The sequence below is a fragment of the Streptomyces sp. NPDC033845 genome (genome assembly GCF_055576225.1).
The window spans coordinates 340,163-355,340 of sequence record NZ_JBVIRI010000003.1 but is presented as its reverse complement, the minus strand read 5'-3'; the positions used below and the strand labels follow the sequence as shown (position 1 = coordinate 355,340).

Below are 15,178 nucleotides of genomic sequence, written 5' to 3'. Positions count from 1 at the left end.
CCACCCAGCGTAGACACCACACCCGCTTCCGGGCTCGGTGCTCCGCCGGCTCCAGGCCTGCGGCAGGATGGACGTCACCTGGTAGGTACGCGTCAGGACGCGGCCCCTACTGAAGACAACCGCTGGAGACGCCCGGTGAGTTCCCCAGATCCGCAGGTTCGAGCGCCGTTCGACGGCGAAAGCCGGCCCGAACGGGCCGAAGCCGACGCCGTGGCCGACGTGTCCGCCGGCGTTCGCCGCCCGCGTAATCCGGCCGCCCGCGGTCCGGTCGTGGCCGTGACCGGGGCCGCCGGCGGGGTCGGCGCCGCCCTGGTGGCCCGGCTGGCGGCCTCCGAGGAGGTCAAGCAGGTCGTCGCCATCGACGAGCGGCGGGGCGAGAGCGCCGCCGCCCAGTGGCACGTCCTGGACGTCCGGGACCCGGCCATCGCCGAGAAGCTGCGGGGCGCCGACGTGGTCGTCCACCTGGCCCTCGACCTGGACCTGGAGACCGACTCCGCGGCCCGCACCGCGTACAACGTGCGCGGCACCCAGACCGTGCTGACGGCCGCCGCCGCGGCCGGCGTCCGGCGGGTGGTGCTCTGCACCTCCGCGATGGTCTACGGGGCGCTGCCCGACAACGACATCCCGCTGTCCGAGGACTCCGAGCTGCGGGCCACCGCGGAGGCCACCGGGGTCGGCGACCTGCTGGAGATCGAACGGCTCGGCCGCCGGGCGCCCCGCGCCCACCCCGGCCTCAACGTGACCGTGGTCCGGCCGGCCGTGCTGGTCGGCGGCACCGACACCGCGCTCACCCGCTACTTCGAGTCCCCGCGCCTGCTGGTGGTCGCCGGATCCCGGCCCACCTGGCAGTTCTGCCATGTGGAGGACCTGGTCAGCGCCCTGGAGTACGCGGCCCTGGAGAAGGTCGAGGGGGAGCTCGCGGTCGGCTGCGAGGGCTGGCTGGAGCAGGAGGAGGTCGAGGAGCTCAGCGGGATCCGCCGGATGGAGCTGCCCTCCGCGGTGGCGCTCGGCGCCGCGGCCCGGCTGCACCGGATCGGTCTGACCCCGTCCCCGGCCGGCGACCTGGCCTACACCATGCACCCGTGGGTGGTCAGCGTGAGCCGGCTGCACGCGGCGGGCTGGCGGCCGCGCTGGACGAACGAGGAGGTCCTCGCCGAGCTGCTCCAGGAGGCGGCGGGCCGGCACACCGTGGCCGGCCGCCGGCTGGGCCGCAAGGACGCGACCGCCGCGGGTGCGGCCGGTGCGACCGTGGCGCTGCTGGGCGCGGCCGCGGTGGTCCGGGCGGCCCGCCGCCGCCGCGGCCTGTGACCCGGCCCCGGCCGGGCGGCGGCGGGGCCGGCGGGGGCTGTAGGAGGCTCCCAACGGGGACCCGCCGGGACGGGTGATCCGGGTATTTCGCGCGGTCGGCGGGGTGGTGCACGATGAGGGCATGGCACCGCACTACGACCACCCCGGCGAACAAGCCGCCACGGACCCCATCAGGCTCCTGGCGATCCGCGACACCCCGCTCTCGCTCGACGAGGTCCACCGGGCCGTCGGCGACGACTCCACGGGCGGCACGACGCTCTTCGTCGGCACGGTGCGCAACCACGACGGCGGCGCCGACGTGGACTCGCTCGGCTACTCCTGCCACCCGACGGCGGAGGCGGAGATGCGCCGCGTCGCGGAGCGGGTGGCGGCCAAGTACCCGGTCCGCGCCCTGGTCGCGGTGCACCGCGTCGGCGACCTCGCGGTGGGTGACATCGCGGTGATCGTGGCGGTCTCCTGCCCGCACCGCGGCGAGGCGTTCGAGGCCTGCCGGATGCTGATCGACGACCTCAAGCACGAGGTCCCGATCTGGAAGCACCAGACCTTCTCCGACGGCACCGAGGAGTGGGTCGGCGCCTGCTGACCGGACACCCCCGTCCGGACGCGCAACACGCCCTCGATTTGCGTAACCGGGCCCCGGGCACGAGCGTTGAGAGCACCGACAGCTCGCACTCGGGGTAGGGAGGCACGGGAATGGCGTCACTGGCCTGGTTGCTGATTCCGTTTTTCGCCGCGATAGGCGCCGCAGTATGGGGCACCTGGGCCGCCCGCGACCGCACCTCGGGAGACATATCCGAGCTGGCCGGCTACGCCCGCTTCCGCGAGGCCATGGACCGTCCCGGCCGTGACGCGCAGGCCGCCCAGGCCGCTGCTTCCCGTTCCTCTTCCGACGGCGTCTGACACCGCCGCCCGAGGACCGCGGGAGTGCTCCCCGGACGGACCGGCCCCGAAGGCCGACCCCCAGGAGCTTCCCGTACTGTCGTTCCATGCCACGCCGCACCGCGACGATGCTCGCCTCCACCCTGATGCTGTTCGCGCTGCTCTGCGCAGGGGTGTTCATCAAGGTCCCGTACTCGGAGATGAGCCCGGGCCCGACGGTGAACACGCTCGGCGAGGCCGGCGGCGAGGCGGTGCTGCAGATCTCCGGGCGCAAGACGTACCCGACGACCGGTCACCTCAACATGACGACCGTGCGGGTCACCGGCGCCGACTACGACATGAACCTGCTGGAAGCGGTCTACGGCTGGCTGGCCGGGGACAACATCGTGGTCCCGCACGAGAACCTCTACCCGAACGGCAAGACCGAGGAGCAGTCCACCCAGGAGAACGCCGAGGAGTTCAGCCAGTCGCAGGAGAGCGCCAAGGTCGCCGCCCTGAAGGAACTGGGGATCCCGGTCACCGCGCGGGTCGCGGTGTTCACGGTGATCAAGGACAGCCCGGCGGAGGGGAAGCTGCACGCCGGTGATGTGATCAAGGCGGTGGACGGGACCCCGGTGAAGGCCCCGGAGGACGTCGCCAAGCTGGTCACCCGGCACAAGGCCGGCGAGAAGGTCGTGTTCACGATCATCCCGGCCAAGGAGGCCGCCGCCGCCGAGAAGGCCGGCCGGACCCCCGGCACCGAGGCCGAGGAGAAGGTGACCGTGACCACCGCCAAGGCCGAGGGCGACGGGCACGCCATCGTCGGCATCCGGGCCGAGACCGACCACACCTTCCCGTTCCACATCGACATCAAGCTCGCCGACGTGGGCGGCCCCAGCGCCGGTCTGATGTTCGCCCTGGGCATCGTCGACAAGCTGACCCCGGAGGACCTGACCGGCGGCAAGTTCGTGGCCGGCACCGGGACCATCGACGACACCGGCGAGGTCGGACCGATCGGCGGCATCCAGATGAAGACCATCGGCGCCCGGGAGGCCGGTGCCCGCTACTTCCTCACCCCGGCCGACAACTGCGCCTCCGCCGCCAAGAACGTCCCGGACGGGCTGACCCTGGTGAAGGTGGAGACCATCGCGGACGCCACCGCCTCGCTGAAGAAGATCAGCAAGGGCGACACGGCCGGCCTGCCCCGCTGCACCAGGGGATAGCGCCCGGGGCAGCCGCGCGGGGCAGGCCGGGTACGCCTCAGGAGAAGGTGGCCGACAGGGCCTCCGCCAGGCCCGGCACCAGCGAGGCCCCGGTCAGCACCTCGGTCGCCGAGTCCTTCTCCCGCAGCCGTACGGCCGACTCCCGGGAGCCGTCCCGCAGCACCGCCACGGTGATCCGCACCTCCTGCCGCTCCGGGTGGCCGGCCACCCACTTCGACAGCTGCTTGTCGGTCAGCCCCGTCGGAACGGTGGCCTCCGCCGAGGGCGGGAGCATCATCCGCTCCACCGTGAGGGCGCAGCCCACCACCGCGTCGGGCCAGGCGATCGTGCCCAGGAACTTGTCCAGCGCCATCCCGGCGGGCAGCTTGTCCTGCTCGATCGGGGTGTACTGGGCCTTGCCGGCGTCGTCCTGGTCCAGGCCGAGCTGCCCGGCCAGCCGGGGCTCCTGCCTGCGCAGCTTCGCGGTGTCGACCAGGGCGAACAGTCGGGCGGGCTGGTCCCAGCCGAGCCCGGAGGCGTACTCGTCGATTTCGAGGCAGGCGCGGGTCAGCGGGCCTGCCGCCATCGGGGTACCGGAGGAGGAAAGGTTGGACATGGGCAACATCCTGCCTGGTTCCGGCCTGATACCGGGAACTGACCAAAGCCTCAGTAAGTTGCATGAGTGGGCTCTACGATCGGGGGCCCCGACCAGACACACAGCGACTTCGAGGTGCGCACCTTGGCTTTCCAGATGCCGGACCGAGGCGGAGGCCCCTCCGGGCCACGGATGAGAGTCGGCCGCCCCTCCCGGCGTGCCCGGACCCTCCTGATGACCCTGGGAGTGCTGGCCGTCCTGGCCATGCTCTTCATCATGTTCGCGGGTTTCTGGACCGACTGGCTCTGGTACCGCTCGGTCAAGTACTCCACGGTGTTCACCACCACCCTGTGGACCAAGATCGGCCTGTTCGCCGTCTTCGGGCTGCTGATGACCGCGGCCGTCGGCTTCAACATCTGGCTGGCGCACCGGCTGCGGCCGCCGCTGGCCGCCATGTCGATGGAGCAGCAGAGCCTCGACCGGTACCGGATGGGCATCGCCCCGTACAAGAGGTGGCTGCTGCTCGGCATCTCCGTGCTGGTCGGCCTGATCGCGGGCGCTTCGGCCGCCGGCCAGTGGAAGACCTGGCTGATGTGGGTCAACGGGGTGCCCTTCGGGCAGAAGGACCCCCAGTTCGGCCTGGACGTGTCGTTCTACGCCTTCGACCTGCCCTGGTACCGCTTCCTGCTCGGCTTCGGCTTCGCCGCGACCGTGCTGTCGCTGCTGGCCGCCGCAGTGGTGCACTACCTCTACGGCGGGCTGCGGGTGACCAGCCCGGGCGCCCGGGCCACCGCCGCGGCCACCGGGCACCTGTCGGTGCTGCTCGGCCTCTTCGTCTCGCTCAAGGCCGTCGCCTACTGGCTGGACCGGTACGGCCTGGCCGTGAAATCCAGCGACTTCAAGGCCTCGGACAACTGGACCGGCCTGAGGTACGTCGACGCCAACGCCTACCTGCCGGCCAAGACCATCCTCTTCTGCATCGCCGCGATCTGCGCCGCGCTGTTCTTCGCGACGCTGTGGCGCCGCACCTGGCAGCTGCCCGTGATCGGCTTCGGCCTGATGGTGCTCTCCGCCATCCTGATCGGCGGGCTCTACCCGGCGATCGTGCAGAAGTTCCAGGTCCAGCCGAACGAGCAGGCCAAGGAGTCGCCGTACGTCCAGAAGAACATCAAGGCCACCCGTGACGCCTACGGCATCGCCTCGGCCGACGTCCAGGACTACGCGGGAGTGCCGGACCCCAAGGCGAACAAGACGGAGCTCCGCCAGGAGGCCGACACCAACGCCAGCGTCCGGCTGCTCGACCCGAACATCGTCTCCCCGGCCTTCCAGCAGCTCCAGCAGGTCAAGGGCTACTACGCCTTCCCGTCCACCCTCGCGGTGGACCGGTACAGCGGCCAGGACACGGTGATCGGCCTCCGCGAGCTCAACATCGCGGGCATCCCGAAGAACAACTGGATCAACGACCACTTCCGCTACACCCACGGTTTCGGCGTGGTCGCCGCCAAGGGCACCACGGCGGCACCCGACGGCGCCCCCGACTTCACCCAGTCCGACCTGCCCTCCAAGGGCCAGTTCGGCACCGACTTCGAGCAGCGCATCTACTACGGCGAGCAGACGAAGCAGTACTCGATCGTCGGCGGACCGCAGAAGGAGCTCGACTACTCGGACGACAAGGGCGAGAAGGAGACGACCTACCAGGGCAAGAGCGGGGTCAACCTCGACAACCCGTTCAACCGGGCGGCCTACGCGCTCGCCTTCAGCGAGCCGCAGATCCTCTACTCCGGGGCCATCGGCGAGGGCTCGCGGATCCTCTACAACCGCACCCCCAAGGAGCGGGTCGAGGCCGTCGCCCCCTGGCTGACCATCGACGGCGCGCCCTACCCGGCGGTCGTGGACGGCCGGATCAAGTGGATCGTCGACGCGTACACGACCAGCAACGGCTACCCGTACGCCTCGCGCACCACGCTGGGCGACAGCACCGCCGACTCCCTCACCAACAGCCAGCGCGCCGTGGTGGCCCAGGAGAACCAGGTCAACTACATCCGCAACTCGGTGAAGGCCACCGTCGACGCCTACGACGGCACGGTGGACCTCTACCAGTGGGACACCCAGGACCCGGTCCTCAAGACCTGGATGAAGGCGTTCCCCGGCACGGTCAAGCCCAAGAGCGACATCTCCAAGCCGCTCATGGACCACCTGCGCTACCCGCAGGACCTGTTCAAGGTCCAGCGCGAGCTGCTGACCCGCTACCACGTCACCGACCCGCAGACCTTCCTCAGCGGCAGCGAGGCGTGGCAGGTGCCGGACGACCCGACCACCAAGGCGGGCACGGCGGTTCCGCCGTACTACCTGTCGATGAAGATGCCGGGTCAGACCGACAAGAACCAGATCTTCTCGCTGACCACGACGTTCACCCCGAACGGCCGGGACAACCTGAGCGCCTTCATGGCGGTCAACGCGGACCCGGGCAACGCGGAGTACGGCAAGATCAGACTGCTGAAGCTGCCCACCAGTCGGCCGGTCGACGGCCCCAAGCAGGTGCAGAGCAAGTTCAACTCCGAACCCAAGATCGCCGAGTCGATCCGGCTGCTCCGCGGCGGCGACTCCGAGGTCGAGTACGGAAACCTGCTCTCGGTGCCGCTGGACGGCGGGATGCTCTACGTGGAGCCGGTCTACGTCCGCAGCGCCACCCTCAAGTACCCGCTGCTGCGCAAGGTGCTGGTGACCTACGGCGGCCAGACCGCCTTCGAGGACACCCTGGACAAGGCGCTGAACGTGGTCTTCGGGGCCGAGGCGCCGACGGTGCCCACCAACCCGGAGCAGCCGCCCGGCGACGGCACCACCAAGCCGCCGCCCAGCCAGGACCCGACCGTCAAGGCGGCCCTGGCGGATGCGCAGAAGGCCGTGGAGGACGCCGACAAGGCCATGAAGGCCGGTGACTGGACCGCCTACGGCAAGGCTCAGGACGAGCTGGAGGCGGCCCTGAGGCGGGCCATCGAAGCGGAGGCCAAGCTGAAGGCGCCCCCGGCGGCCGGCGGCTAGCCGGGCGGGGGAGGGCCGCCGGTCTCCCGGCGGCCCTCCCCGGCCTTCCGGCCCCTCGGGCTGCGGGCTTCCGCAGTACGGATTTCAGGCTCCGTTCCCCACCGTGCTACTGTGGTTTCACCGACGCGGGGTGGAGCAGCTCGGTAGCTCGCTGGGCTCATAACCCAGAGGTCGCAGGTTCAAATCCTGTCCCCGCTACTGCAGACGAAGGCCCGGATCCTTGGGATCCGGGCCTTCGTCGTGTCCTGTGTCGTTAACCCGGGGAAGACCCGCGTGTCCGTGCGGGTGAGTTGTCGGTGACGCGTGTTTGACTTGTCACTCTGTGGGCATGTCGACAAAACGCTGAAGTGACCTCACTGGCTGCGACATACCAGGTGTACGCGGGTATCAGGTGATGCGACGATGGGATATATGGGGGACAGGTCAACTCTGCTGGAGACAGGGCGGTTTGTGCGGGCGGAGACCGAAGAGGGCACGGAAGCCACCGGGGCGGCGGGACGGGTGGAGACAGCGGTCGGCCCCGGGAGCGGGGACGGGAAGACGGGCATCGCGCAGACCGGCGCGGTGACCGCGGCCGAGGTGTTCGCCGACGCCGACACCGAACCGGCGGGGGACGCCGAGCTGGAAGCCCGGCACCGCGGACCGGCGGACAGGGGCGACCCGGGCGCCATGAGCGTGCTCGGTGCCCTGCTGCTGCGCCGCGGGGACCTGGACGGCGCCGAACCCTATCTGCGCGGAGCCACCGGAGCCGGTGACCGCGCCGCCGCCAACAACCTCGGGGTCCTGCTCCACCAGCGCGGCTACGCCGAGGAGGCGGCCGGCTGGTGGCGGGTCGCCGCCGTCGCCGGATCCGCCCCCGCCGCCCACGCCCTCGGCCGCCACTACCGCGAGCGCGGGGACGAGCCCGCCGCCGAGTACTGGCTGCGCCAGGCGGCGGAATCCGGCCATGCCCTGGGCGCCTACGGACTGGCCGACCTGCTGGAACACCGCGGGGACAAGGGCGCCGAGCGCTGGCTCCGGGCCGCCGCCGAACAGGGCCACCGGGAGGCCGCCTACCGCCTCGCCCGGATCCTGCGCCGCCGCGAGCCCGCCGAGGCCGAGGCCTGGTACCGGCAGTCCGCCGCCCGCGGCCACCGCCGGGCCGCCCTCCACCTGGGCACCCTGCTGGAGGCCCGCGGCGAGCTCAAGGAGGCCGGCCGCTGGTACCTGACCTCCGCCAAGCAGGGCGAGGCGCGGGCCGCCTGCGCCCTGGGCTTCCTGCTGCGCGACGCCGGCGACGAGGACAACGCCGCCGCCTGGTGGCACCGGGCCGCCCAGGAGGGCGACGGCAACGCCGCCAACGCGCTGGGCGCCCTGCACGCGGCCCGGGGCGAGACCCAGACCGCCGAGAAGTGGTACCGGGCCGCCATGGACGCCGGCGACCACAACGGGGCCTACAACCTGGCCCTGCTCTGCGCCGCCCAGGAGCGGACCGCGCAGGCCGAGCAGTTCTACCGGCGGGCCGCCTACGCGGGCCACCGGGAGGCCGCCAACGCCCTGGCCATCCTGCTGCTCCAGGGCGGGGACGCGGCCGGTGCCGAGCCCTGGTTCTCCAAGGCCGCCGAGGCGGGCAGCGTGGACGCCGCCTTCAACCTGGGCATCCTGTTCGCCAGCCGGGACGAGGACCGCACCGCCCTCAAGTGGTACGAGCGGGCCGCGGCGGCCGGGCACACCGACGCCGCCCTCCAGGTGGGCATCGCCCTGGTCCGGGACGGCGAGCACCGGGCCGCCGAACGCCATCTGCGGTGCGCGGCCGGCGGCGGCAGCGCGGAGGCCGCCTTCCGGCTGGCCTCGCTGCTGGAGTCGCTGGCCCCGCCGCCGGAGCCGCCGGCCCTGGGCGAGCCCGTCGCCGCCCCCCGCGGCGAGAGCGAGGAATGGTACGAACGGGCCGCCGAGCAGGGGCACCGGCGGGCCCAGGTCCGGGTCGGCATGCTCGCCGCCGGCCGCGGCGACCTCGCCGTGGCCGCCCGCTGGTACCGGGAGGCGGCCGAGGCCGGCTCCCGCAACGGCGCCTTCAACCTCGGCCTGCTGCTGGCCCGGGAGGGCGCCGAGCCGGAGGCCGCCCTGTGGTGGACCCGTGCCGCGGTGGCCGGCCACGGCCGGGCCGCCCTCCGGCTGGGCCTCCTGGCCGCCCGGCACGGGGACCTCGCCGAAGGGCAGAAGTGGTGCACCCGCGCCATGGAACTGGGCCCGGAGGAGGTGTCCCAGCGGGCCGCCAAGCTCCGCGAGGCACTCGCCGAAGAGCTGTCCGCCTAGTGATTTGCGCTGGTCGGGGGGCTTCCCGTAGAGTCGGGTTTACCGACGCGGGGTGGAGCAGCTCGGTAGCTCGCTGGGCTCATAACCCAGAGGTCGCAGGTTCAAATCCTGTCCCCGCTACCAAGTATTCAGGGCCCGGATCCATTGGATCCGGGCCCTGAGTCGTTTTCGGGACCCGGTGGGGGCGAGGCTCCTCACGGCCCCACCGGCCCCACCGGCCCCACCGGCCCCACCGGCCCCACCGGCCCCACCGGCCCCACCGGTCGCGCGGTCGGCCGGTCAGGCGCCGGCGCAGTTGGGGCAGATGCCGCGGTAGGTGACCTCGACGCCCTGCACCGTGAAACCGAAGCGCTCGGAGTCGGGGAGGTCCGTCAGCGGGTTCCCGACCGGGTGGACGTCCCGGATCGCCCCGCACCGGGCGCAGACCAGATGCTGGTGCGGCCGGTGCGCGTTGGGGTCGTACCGCTTGGCGCGCCGGTCCGTGGACACCTCCAGGACCTCGCCCAGCGAGACCAGTTCGCCCAGGGTGTTGTAGACGGTCGCGCGGGAGATCTCCGGCAGCCTGGCCACCGCGCGCGCGTGGACCTCGTCGGCCGTCAGGTGAACGTGGTCACCGTCGAGCACCTCGGCCACGACGCGCCGCTGCGCCGTCATGCGCCAGCCGCGTCCGCGAAGTCGTTCCAGCAGGTCACTCATGGGCGTCAGCCTAACAGCGAAGGGTCCCCGGTTGGATAGGCGTGTAGATCGCGAATCCGTACGGAGTTGGATACAAGCTTGACTTAGACAATGTCCATTGTAGGATCGATCACGGCACAGGCCGAGGACAGGACCGCAGGAAAGACGCAGGAGGCGCACGTGACGCAGGGACCGCTCACCACGGAGGCCGGGGCTCCGGTCGCCGACAACCAGAACAGCGAGACGGCCGGCGTCGGCGGTCCGGTCCTGGTCCAGGACCAGCTGCTGCTGGAGAAGCTCGCCCACTTCAACCGCGAGCGCATCCCGGAGCGCGTGGTGCACGCCCGCGGCGCCGGCGCGTACGGCACGTTCACGCTCACCCGTGACGTCTCCCGGTGGACCCGGGCGAAGTTCCTCTCCGAGGTCGGCAAGGAGACCGAGACCTTCCTGCGCTTCTCCACGGTGGCCGGCAACCTCGGCTCCGCCGACGCCGTGCGCGACCCCCGCGGCTGGGCGCTGAAGTTCTACACCGAAGAGGGCAACTACGACCTCGTCGGCAACAACACCCCGGTGTTCTTCATCAAGGACGCCATCAAGTTCCCCGACTTCATCCACACCCAGAAGCGCGACCCGTACACCGGCTCGCAGGAGGCGGACAACGTCTGGGACTTCTGGGGTCTGTCGCCCGAGTCCACCCACCAGGTGACCTGGCTGTTCGGCGACCGGGGCATCCCGGCCTCCTACCGCCACATGAACGGCTACGGCTCGCACACGTTCCAGTGGAACAACGAGGCCGGCGAGGTCTTCTGGGTCAAGTACCACTTCAAGACCGACCAGGGGATCAAGAACCTCACCCAGGCCGAGGCCAACGCCCTGGCCGGCGAGGACCCCGACTCGCACCAGCGCGACCTGCGCGAGTCCATCGAGCGCGGCGAGTTCCCCTCCTGGACCGTGCAGGTCCAGATCATGCCGGCGGCCGAGGCGGCCGGGTACCGCTTCAACCCCTTCGACCTCACCAAGGTGTGGCCGCACGAGGACTACCCGCCGATCGAGATCGGCAAGCTGGAGCTCAACCGCAACCCGGAGAACGTCTTCGCCGAGGTCGAGCAGAGCATCTTCTCCCCGGCGCACTTCGTCCCCGGCATCGGCCCCTCCCCGGACAAGATGCTCCAGGGCCGGCTCTTCGGCTACGGCGACGCCCACCGCTACCGCGTCGGCATCAACGCCGACCACCTGCCGGTGAACCGCCCGCACGCCACCGAGGCGCGCACCAACTCCCGTGACGGCTACCTGTACGACGGCCGCCACAAGGGTGCCAAGAACTACGAGCCCAACAGCTTCGGCGGCCCGCAGCAGACCGACCGCCCGCTGTGGGTGTCCACCCCGGTGACCGGCGGCACGGGCAACCACGCCGCCCCCGGCCACGCGGAGGACGACGACTTCGTGCAGGCCGGCAACCTCTACCGGCTGTATTCGGAGGACGAGAAGGCCCGTCTGGTCGAGAACCTGTCCGGGTTCATCGCCAAGGTCTCGCGCGAGGACATCGTCGAGCGGGCGATCGGCAACTTCCGCCGGGCGGACGAAGACTTCGGCAAGCGGCTGGAAGCCGCGGTCCAGGCCCTGCGCGGCTGATCGACCGCTTGTCGTGGCGAGACGGCGGGCCGGAACCCCCACGGGGGCTCCGGCCCGCCGTCGTTCCCTCTGCCGGGGGTCAGGCCGCGACGGTGCCGCGGGCCCGGGCCGGCACCCAGCAGCGGATGATGTCGCGGACCGAGACGATGCCCACCGGTCCGCCGTGCTCCAGCACGATCAGATGCCGGAACCCGCCGTGGGCCATCGCCTCGGCGGCCTCCAGCAGGGTGGCCTCGGGGGTGCAGAACACCACGTTGTTGGTGGTGTGCGCACCCACCGTCTCCCGGTCGGGATCGTGCCCCGCGCCGATCGAGTTGAGGATGTCGCGCTCGGTCAGGATGCCGATGCCGCTGTGGTCGGTGTCGAGGACGACGGCCGCGCCGATCCGGCGGCCTGACATCAGTCCGGCGGCCTGCCGGAGGGTGTGGGCTGGGCCGAGGGTGAGGATCACGGTGCTCATGGCGTCGCGGACGAGCAAGAGTGCCACCTCCTGGGGTGAGTCCACCGCTCGGGCGGAGCGCTTCGAGAAAGCATTCACAAGCGCACAAGCGGCGGATTCTCAGATTCCCACGACCACCGAATGCCATCAAGGGGGCACACAGGGTGAAATCCCGGGTGCGCCGGTGGCGCCGGGTGCCCCGATGGCCGGACTTCGACGCCCACCGGGGCCGCGCGGTCTCAGCCGCGCTGCCCCAGACGCCCCAGCAGCTGCTCGTGCAGCAGCCCGTTGGAGGCCGCGGCATTGCCGCCGTCCACCCCGTCCACGCCGTCCAGGCTGGTGAAACGCCCGCCGGCCTCGGTGACCACCACCGCGATGGCGGCCATGTCCCACAGGTTCAGCTCGGGCTCCGCACACAGGTCCAGGGAACCCTCGGCCACCATCATGTACGGCCAGAAATCGCCGTAGCCCCGGGTCCGCCAGACCGACCGGGTCAGATCCAGCAGCCCCGGCAGCCGGCCCTGCTCCTCCCAGCCGCCCAGCGAGGAGAACCCGAAGGAGGCGTCGGACAGCGAGGCCACCTCCGACACCCCGAGCCGGGTCCCCTGCTCGGCGGCCAGAGCGCCCCCGGCGAAGGCCCCCGCACCCTCCGAGGCCCACCAGCGGCGGCCCAGCGCCGGAGCCGACACCACCCCGACCACCGGCCGGAACCGGCCGCTCCCGTCGTCCTCCATCAGGGAGATCAGGGTGGCCCACACCGGCACCCCGCGGACGTAGTTCTTGGTGCCGTCGATCGGATCCACCACCCAGCGGCGCGACCCGGTGCCCACCAGCCCGTACTCCTCGCCGAGGATGGCGTCGGCCGGCCGGGCCTCCTCGATCAGCCGCCGGACCACCGCCTCCGTGGCGGTGTCGGCCTCGCTCACCGGGGTCATGTCCGGCTTGGTCTCCACCTTCAGGTCGAGGGCCTGGAAACGGTCCATGGTGACCGCGTCGGCGGCGTCGGCGAGGGCGTGGGCAAGGCGCAGGTCATCGTCATACTCGGGCATGGCCGAACAGTATCGGCACCCCGCCGGCCCGGGCACGCGGGCTCTCTTGACACCCGCCGGAGGTCCGTCAACCCTGACGGGACGACAGCGGGAGGCAGCGTGCCGGCAGCGCGGGAGTCCTTGCTCGAAGCGGCCGCGGCCGCCCTGGCCGCGCGGCCCTGGCCGGCCGTCCGGATGACCGACGTGGCGGCCGCCGCCGGGGTGTCCCGGCAGAGCCTCTACAACGAGTTCGGCGGCAAGGAGGGCCTCGGCCGGGCCCTGGTCCGGCGGGAGGCCGAGTGGTACCTGGCCGGGGTCGAACAGGCCATGGCCGGGCCCGCCGCCGGCCCCGCCGAACGGCTGCTGGCACTCGCCGAATGGACCGTACGGACCGCCCGCGCCCGGCCGCTGTCCCGGGCCCTGCTCACCGGCGGCTGGGGGACCGGTCTGCCCGCCCCGGCCGCCCGCCACTCCCGGCCCGGCGAGCTGACGGCCGCCGTCCGGGACCGCGCGTCCGTCCTGCTGGGCCCGGGCGCGGCCTCCCCGAGGCACTGCGAGGTGGTGCTCCGGCTGGCGCTGTCGTACGTGGTGGCCCCCGGGGACGGGCTCCGGGAACTCCTGACCCCGTGAGCCCGCTCGCCCCGTCAGGCCCTCAGGTCCCCGCCCGCAGGCCCCGTCAGGTCAGTGGGAGGAACCGGAGAGCTGGAGCCCCACCACCCCGAGGATCACCAGCGAGATCGACACGATCTTCAGGGTGGACACCAGGTCGCCGAGGAACACCATCCCGTAGACGGCCGTGCCGGCCGCCCCGATGCCCGTCCACACCGCGTACGCCGGCCCCACGTCCAGTTTCTTCAGCGCCAGGGTCAGCAGGCCGAAACTGCCCAGCGCGAAGCACGCGAAGGCGATCGTCGGCCACAGCCGGGTGAATCCGTGGGACAGCTTCAGACAGACCGCGAACCCGGTCTCCAGGATCCCCGCGACCACGACCAGCAGCCACGCCATCTCGAACGCCTCCCGCCACTCGGTGCGCTTATGCATACACCGGACGGGGCGTCCGCCAAACGTCGGCGGCCCGGTCGTCCGCCCGTCAGTCGCCCTCCCGGCGCTCCCGGGTCGCCAGCAGCCGCCGCAGCGAGTACAGCCGGGCCGGATCCGCGTGACCGGCCTCCACCCAGGCGTCCAGCGCGCAGTCCGGCTCGTCGTGGCTGCACGCGCGCGGGCACTCCTCCGTACCGGGCACCAGCTCCGGGAACGCCAGGATCACCCGCGAGGGGTCCACGTGGTGCAGGCCGAAGGACCGGACCCCCGGGGTGTCGATCACCCAGCCGTCACCGCCGGGCAGCGGCAGCGCCAGCGCCGAGGTGGTGGTGTGCCGGCCCCGGCCGGTCACCGCGTTCACCCGGCCGGTGGCGCGCTTCCGGTCCTCGGCGACCAGCGAGTTCACCAGGGTGGTCTTGCCGACCCCGGAATGGCCGACGAACGCGGTGATCCGGCCGTTCAGCCGCTCCCGCACCCGGTCGGCGGCGTCCCCGGTGGCCAGCTCCTCGCGGTTGGTGACCACGTAGTTCAGCCCGAAGGTGGAGTAGATCTCCAGGATCTTGTCCGCGGCCGTCAGATCCGACTTGGTCAGCACCAGCAGCGGCTCCAGCCCGGCGTCGTACGCCGCCACCAGACAGCGGTCGATCATCCGGGGCCGGGGCTCCGGATCGGCCAGCGCCGTCACGATCGCCAGCTGGTCCGCGTTGGCCACCACCACCCGCTCGTACGGGTCGTCGTCGTCCGCCGTGCGCCGCAGCACCGACCGGCGCTCCTCGATCCGCACGATCCGGGCCAGGGTGTCCTTCCGGCCCGACAGGTCGCCGACGATCCACACCCGGTCACCGACCACCGCGGCCTTGCGGCCCAGCTCCCTGGACTTCATCGCGTGGACCGTGCGGTCCTCCACCAGGCAGGTCAGCCGGCCCCGGTCCACGGTCAGGACGAAGCCCTCCGAGGCGTCCTCGTGCTTGGGCCGGATGTTCGTCCGGGGCCGGTTGCCCTTGGGGTTCGGGCGGGACCGGATGTCGTCCTCGTCGGTGTGCTTGCCGTACCGGCGCATCGC

14 protein-coding genes and 2 tRNA genes are annotated in these 15,178 nt (G+C 71.9%); 10 read left to right on the top strand and 6 right to left on the bottom strand.

Annotated features, from left to right (window positions below):
* Window positions 1–210: 210 nt before the first annotated feature.
* The 4 genes from ACZ50K_RS08670 (at window position 211) to ACZ50K_RS08655 (ending at window position 3,389) form a co-directional block, all read left to right on the top strand.
* Window positions 211–1,308, top strand: a complete 1,098-nt coding sequence (locus ACZ50K_RS08670; RefSeq protein ID WP_468899903.1) for an NAD-dependent epimerase/dehydratase family protein — start codon at window positions 211–213, stop codon at window positions 1,306–1,308.
* Window positions 1,309–1,429: 121 nt separating this feature from the next.
* A complete protein-coding gene (locus ACZ50K_RS08665) occupies window positions 1,430–1,891 on the top strand; it encodes a molybdenum cofactor biosynthesis protein MoaE (protein WP_468899276.1) in 462 nt (153 codons plus the stop codon).
* Window positions 1,892–2,001: 110 nt separating this feature from the next.
* Window positions 2,002–2,208: a hypothetical protein gene (locus ACZ50K_RS08660; protein WP_468899273.1), complete on the top strand. Its 207-nt coding sequence runs from the start codon at window positions 2,002–2,004 to the stop codon at window positions 2,206–2,208.
* Window positions 2,209–2,294: 86 nt separating this feature from the next.
* Entirely contained in the window at window positions 2,295–3,389 is a 1,095-nt protein-coding gene (locus ACZ50K_RS08655) for a YlbL family protein (protein WP_468899271.1), read from the top strand.
* A gap of 37 nt (window positions 3,390–3,426) precedes the next feature.
* Here the strand turns inward: ACZ50K_RS08655 and ACZ50K_RS08650 are convergent, their stop codons facing one another.
* A complete protein-coding gene (locus ACZ50K_RS08650) occupies window positions 3,427–3,993 on the bottom strand; it encodes a PPA1309 family protein (protein ID WP_468899269.1) in 567 nt (188 codons plus the stop codon).
* Window positions 3,994–4,098: 105 nt separating this feature from the next.
* Between ACZ50K_RS08650 and ACZ50K_RS08645 the strand changes: the two genes are divergently transcribed.
* From ACZ50K_RS08645 to ACZ50K_RS08630, 4 genes are all read left to right on the top strand, one after another.
* Complete coding sequence (locus ACZ50K_RS08645) at window positions 4,099–7,005, top strand: UPF0182 family membrane protein (protein ID WP_468899900.1); 2,907 nt, start codon at window positions 4,099–4,101, stop codon at window positions 7,003–7,005.
* Window positions 7,006–7,129: 124 nt separating this feature from the next.
* Window positions 7,130–7,203 (top strand) — tRNA-Met (locus ACZ50K_RS08640).
* A 204-nt stretch (window positions 7,204–7,407) separates the two neighbouring features.
* Window positions 7,408–9,300 carry an SEL1-like repeat protein gene (locus ACZ50K_RS08635; RefSeq protein WP_468899267.1) on the top strand — a complete coding sequence of 631 codons (1,893 nt, stop codon included), beginning with the start codon at window positions 7,408–7,410 and terminating at the stop codon, window positions 9,298–9,300.
* A gap of 46 nt (window positions 9,301–9,346) precedes the next feature.
* Window positions 9,347–9,423, top strand: a tRNA-Met gene (locus ACZ50K_RS08630).
* A 156-nt stretch (window positions 9,424–9,579) separates the two neighbouring features.
* Here ACZ50K_RS08630 and ACZ50K_RS08625 read toward each other — a convergent pair.
* Complete coding sequence (locus ACZ50K_RS08625; RefSeq protein ID WP_468899264.1) at window positions 9,580–9,996, bottom strand: Fur family transcriptional regulator; 417 nt, start codon at window positions 9,994–9,996, stop codon at window positions 9,580–9,582.
* Window positions 9,997–10,086: 90 nt separating this feature from the next.
* Here ACZ50K_RS08625 and ACZ50K_RS08620 point away from each other — a divergent pair, with 90 nt between their 5' ends.
* Window positions 10,087–11,607 (top strand): catalase, encoded by a 1,521-nt coding sequence (locus ACZ50K_RS08620; RefSeq protein WP_468899261.1) that lies wholly within the window; start codon window positions 10,087–10,089, stop codon window positions 11,605–11,607.
* A 79-nt stretch (window positions 11,608–11,686) separates the two neighbouring features.
* Here ACZ50K_RS08620 and ACZ50K_RS08615 read toward each other — a convergent pair whose 3' ends face one another.
* Entirely contained in the window at window positions 11,687–12,085 is a 399-nt protein-coding gene (locus ACZ50K_RS08615) for a CBS domain-containing protein (RefSeq protein WP_468899897.1), read from the bottom strand.
* 200 nt (window positions 12,086–12,285) lie between these two features.
* Window positions 12,286–13,095, bottom strand: coding sequence for a histidinol-phosphatase (gene hisN, locus ACZ50K_RS08610; RefSeq protein ID WP_468899258.1), 810 nt, complete (start codon window positions 13,093–13,095; stop codon window positions 12,286–12,288).
* A 99-nt stretch (window positions 13,096–13,194) separates the two neighbouring features.
* On the opposite strand from hisN, the gene ACZ50K_RS08605 reads away from it, so the two are divergent.
* Window positions 13,195–13,704 carry a TetR/AcrR family transcriptional regulator gene (locus tag ACZ50K_RS08605; RefSeq protein ID WP_468899256.1) on the top strand — a complete coding sequence of 170 codons (510 nt, stop codon included), beginning with the start codon at window positions 13,195–13,197 and terminating at the stop codon, window positions 13,702–13,704.
* Window positions 13,705–13,755: 51 nt separating this feature from the next.
* Here ACZ50K_RS08605 and ACZ50K_RS08600 read toward each other — a convergent pair whose 3' ends face one another.
* Window positions 13,756–14,079: a DMT family transporter gene (locus ACZ50K_RS08600; RefSeq protein WP_468899894.1), complete on the bottom strand. Its 324-nt coding sequence runs from the start codon at window positions 14,077–14,079 to the stop codon at window positions 13,756–13,758.
* 85 nt (window positions 14,080–14,164) lie between these two features.
* Window positions 14,165–15,175, bottom strand: a complete 1,011-nt coding sequence (gene rsgA / locus ACZ50K_RS08595) for a ribosome small subunit-dependent GTPase A (protein ID WP_468899253.1) — start codon at window positions 15,173–15,175, stop codon at window positions 14,165–14,167.
* Window positions 15,176–15,178 lie beyond the last annotated feature (3 nt).

Coding starts and splice junctions, on each gene's coding strand:
- ACZ50K_RS08665 (WP_468899276.1), top strand. CDS start 1,430: ATGGCACCGCACTACGACCACCCCGGCGAACAAGCCGCCACGGACCCC.
- ACZ50K_RS08660 (WP_468899273.1), top strand. CDS start 2,002: ATGGCGTCACTGGCCTGGTTGCTGATTCCGTTTTTCGCCGCGATAGGC.
- ACZ50K_RS08655 (WP_468899271.1), top strand. CDS start 2,295: ATGCCACGCCGCACCGCGACGATGCTCGCCTCCACCCTGATGCTGTTC.
- ACZ50K_RS08650 (WP_468899269.1), bottom strand. CDS start 3,993: ATGTTGCCCATGTCCAACCTTTCCTCCTCCGGTACCCCGATGGCGGCA.
- ACZ50K_RS08635 (WP_468899267.1), top strand. CDS start 7,408: ATGGGATATATGGGGGACAGGTCAACTCTGCTGGAGACAGGGCGGTTT.
- ACZ50K_RS08625 (WP_468899264.1), bottom strand. CDS start 9,996: ATGAGTGACCTGCTGGAACGACTTCGCGGACGCGGCTGGCGCATGACG.
- ACZ50K_RS08620 (WP_468899261.1), top strand. CDS start 10,087: ATGTCCATTGTAGGATCGATCACGGCACAGGCCGAGGACAGGACCGCA.
- hisN (WP_468899258.1), bottom strand. CDS start 13,095: ATGCCCGAGTATGACGATGACCTGCGCCTTGCCCACGCCCTCGCCGAC.
- ACZ50K_RS08600 (WP_468899894.1), bottom strand. CDS start 14,079: ATGGCGTGGCTGCTGGTCGTGGTCGCGGGGATCCTGGAGACCGGGTTC.
- rsgA (WP_468899253.1), bottom strand. CDS start 15,175: ATGCGCCGGTACGGCAAGCACACCGACGAGGACGACATCCGGTCCCGC.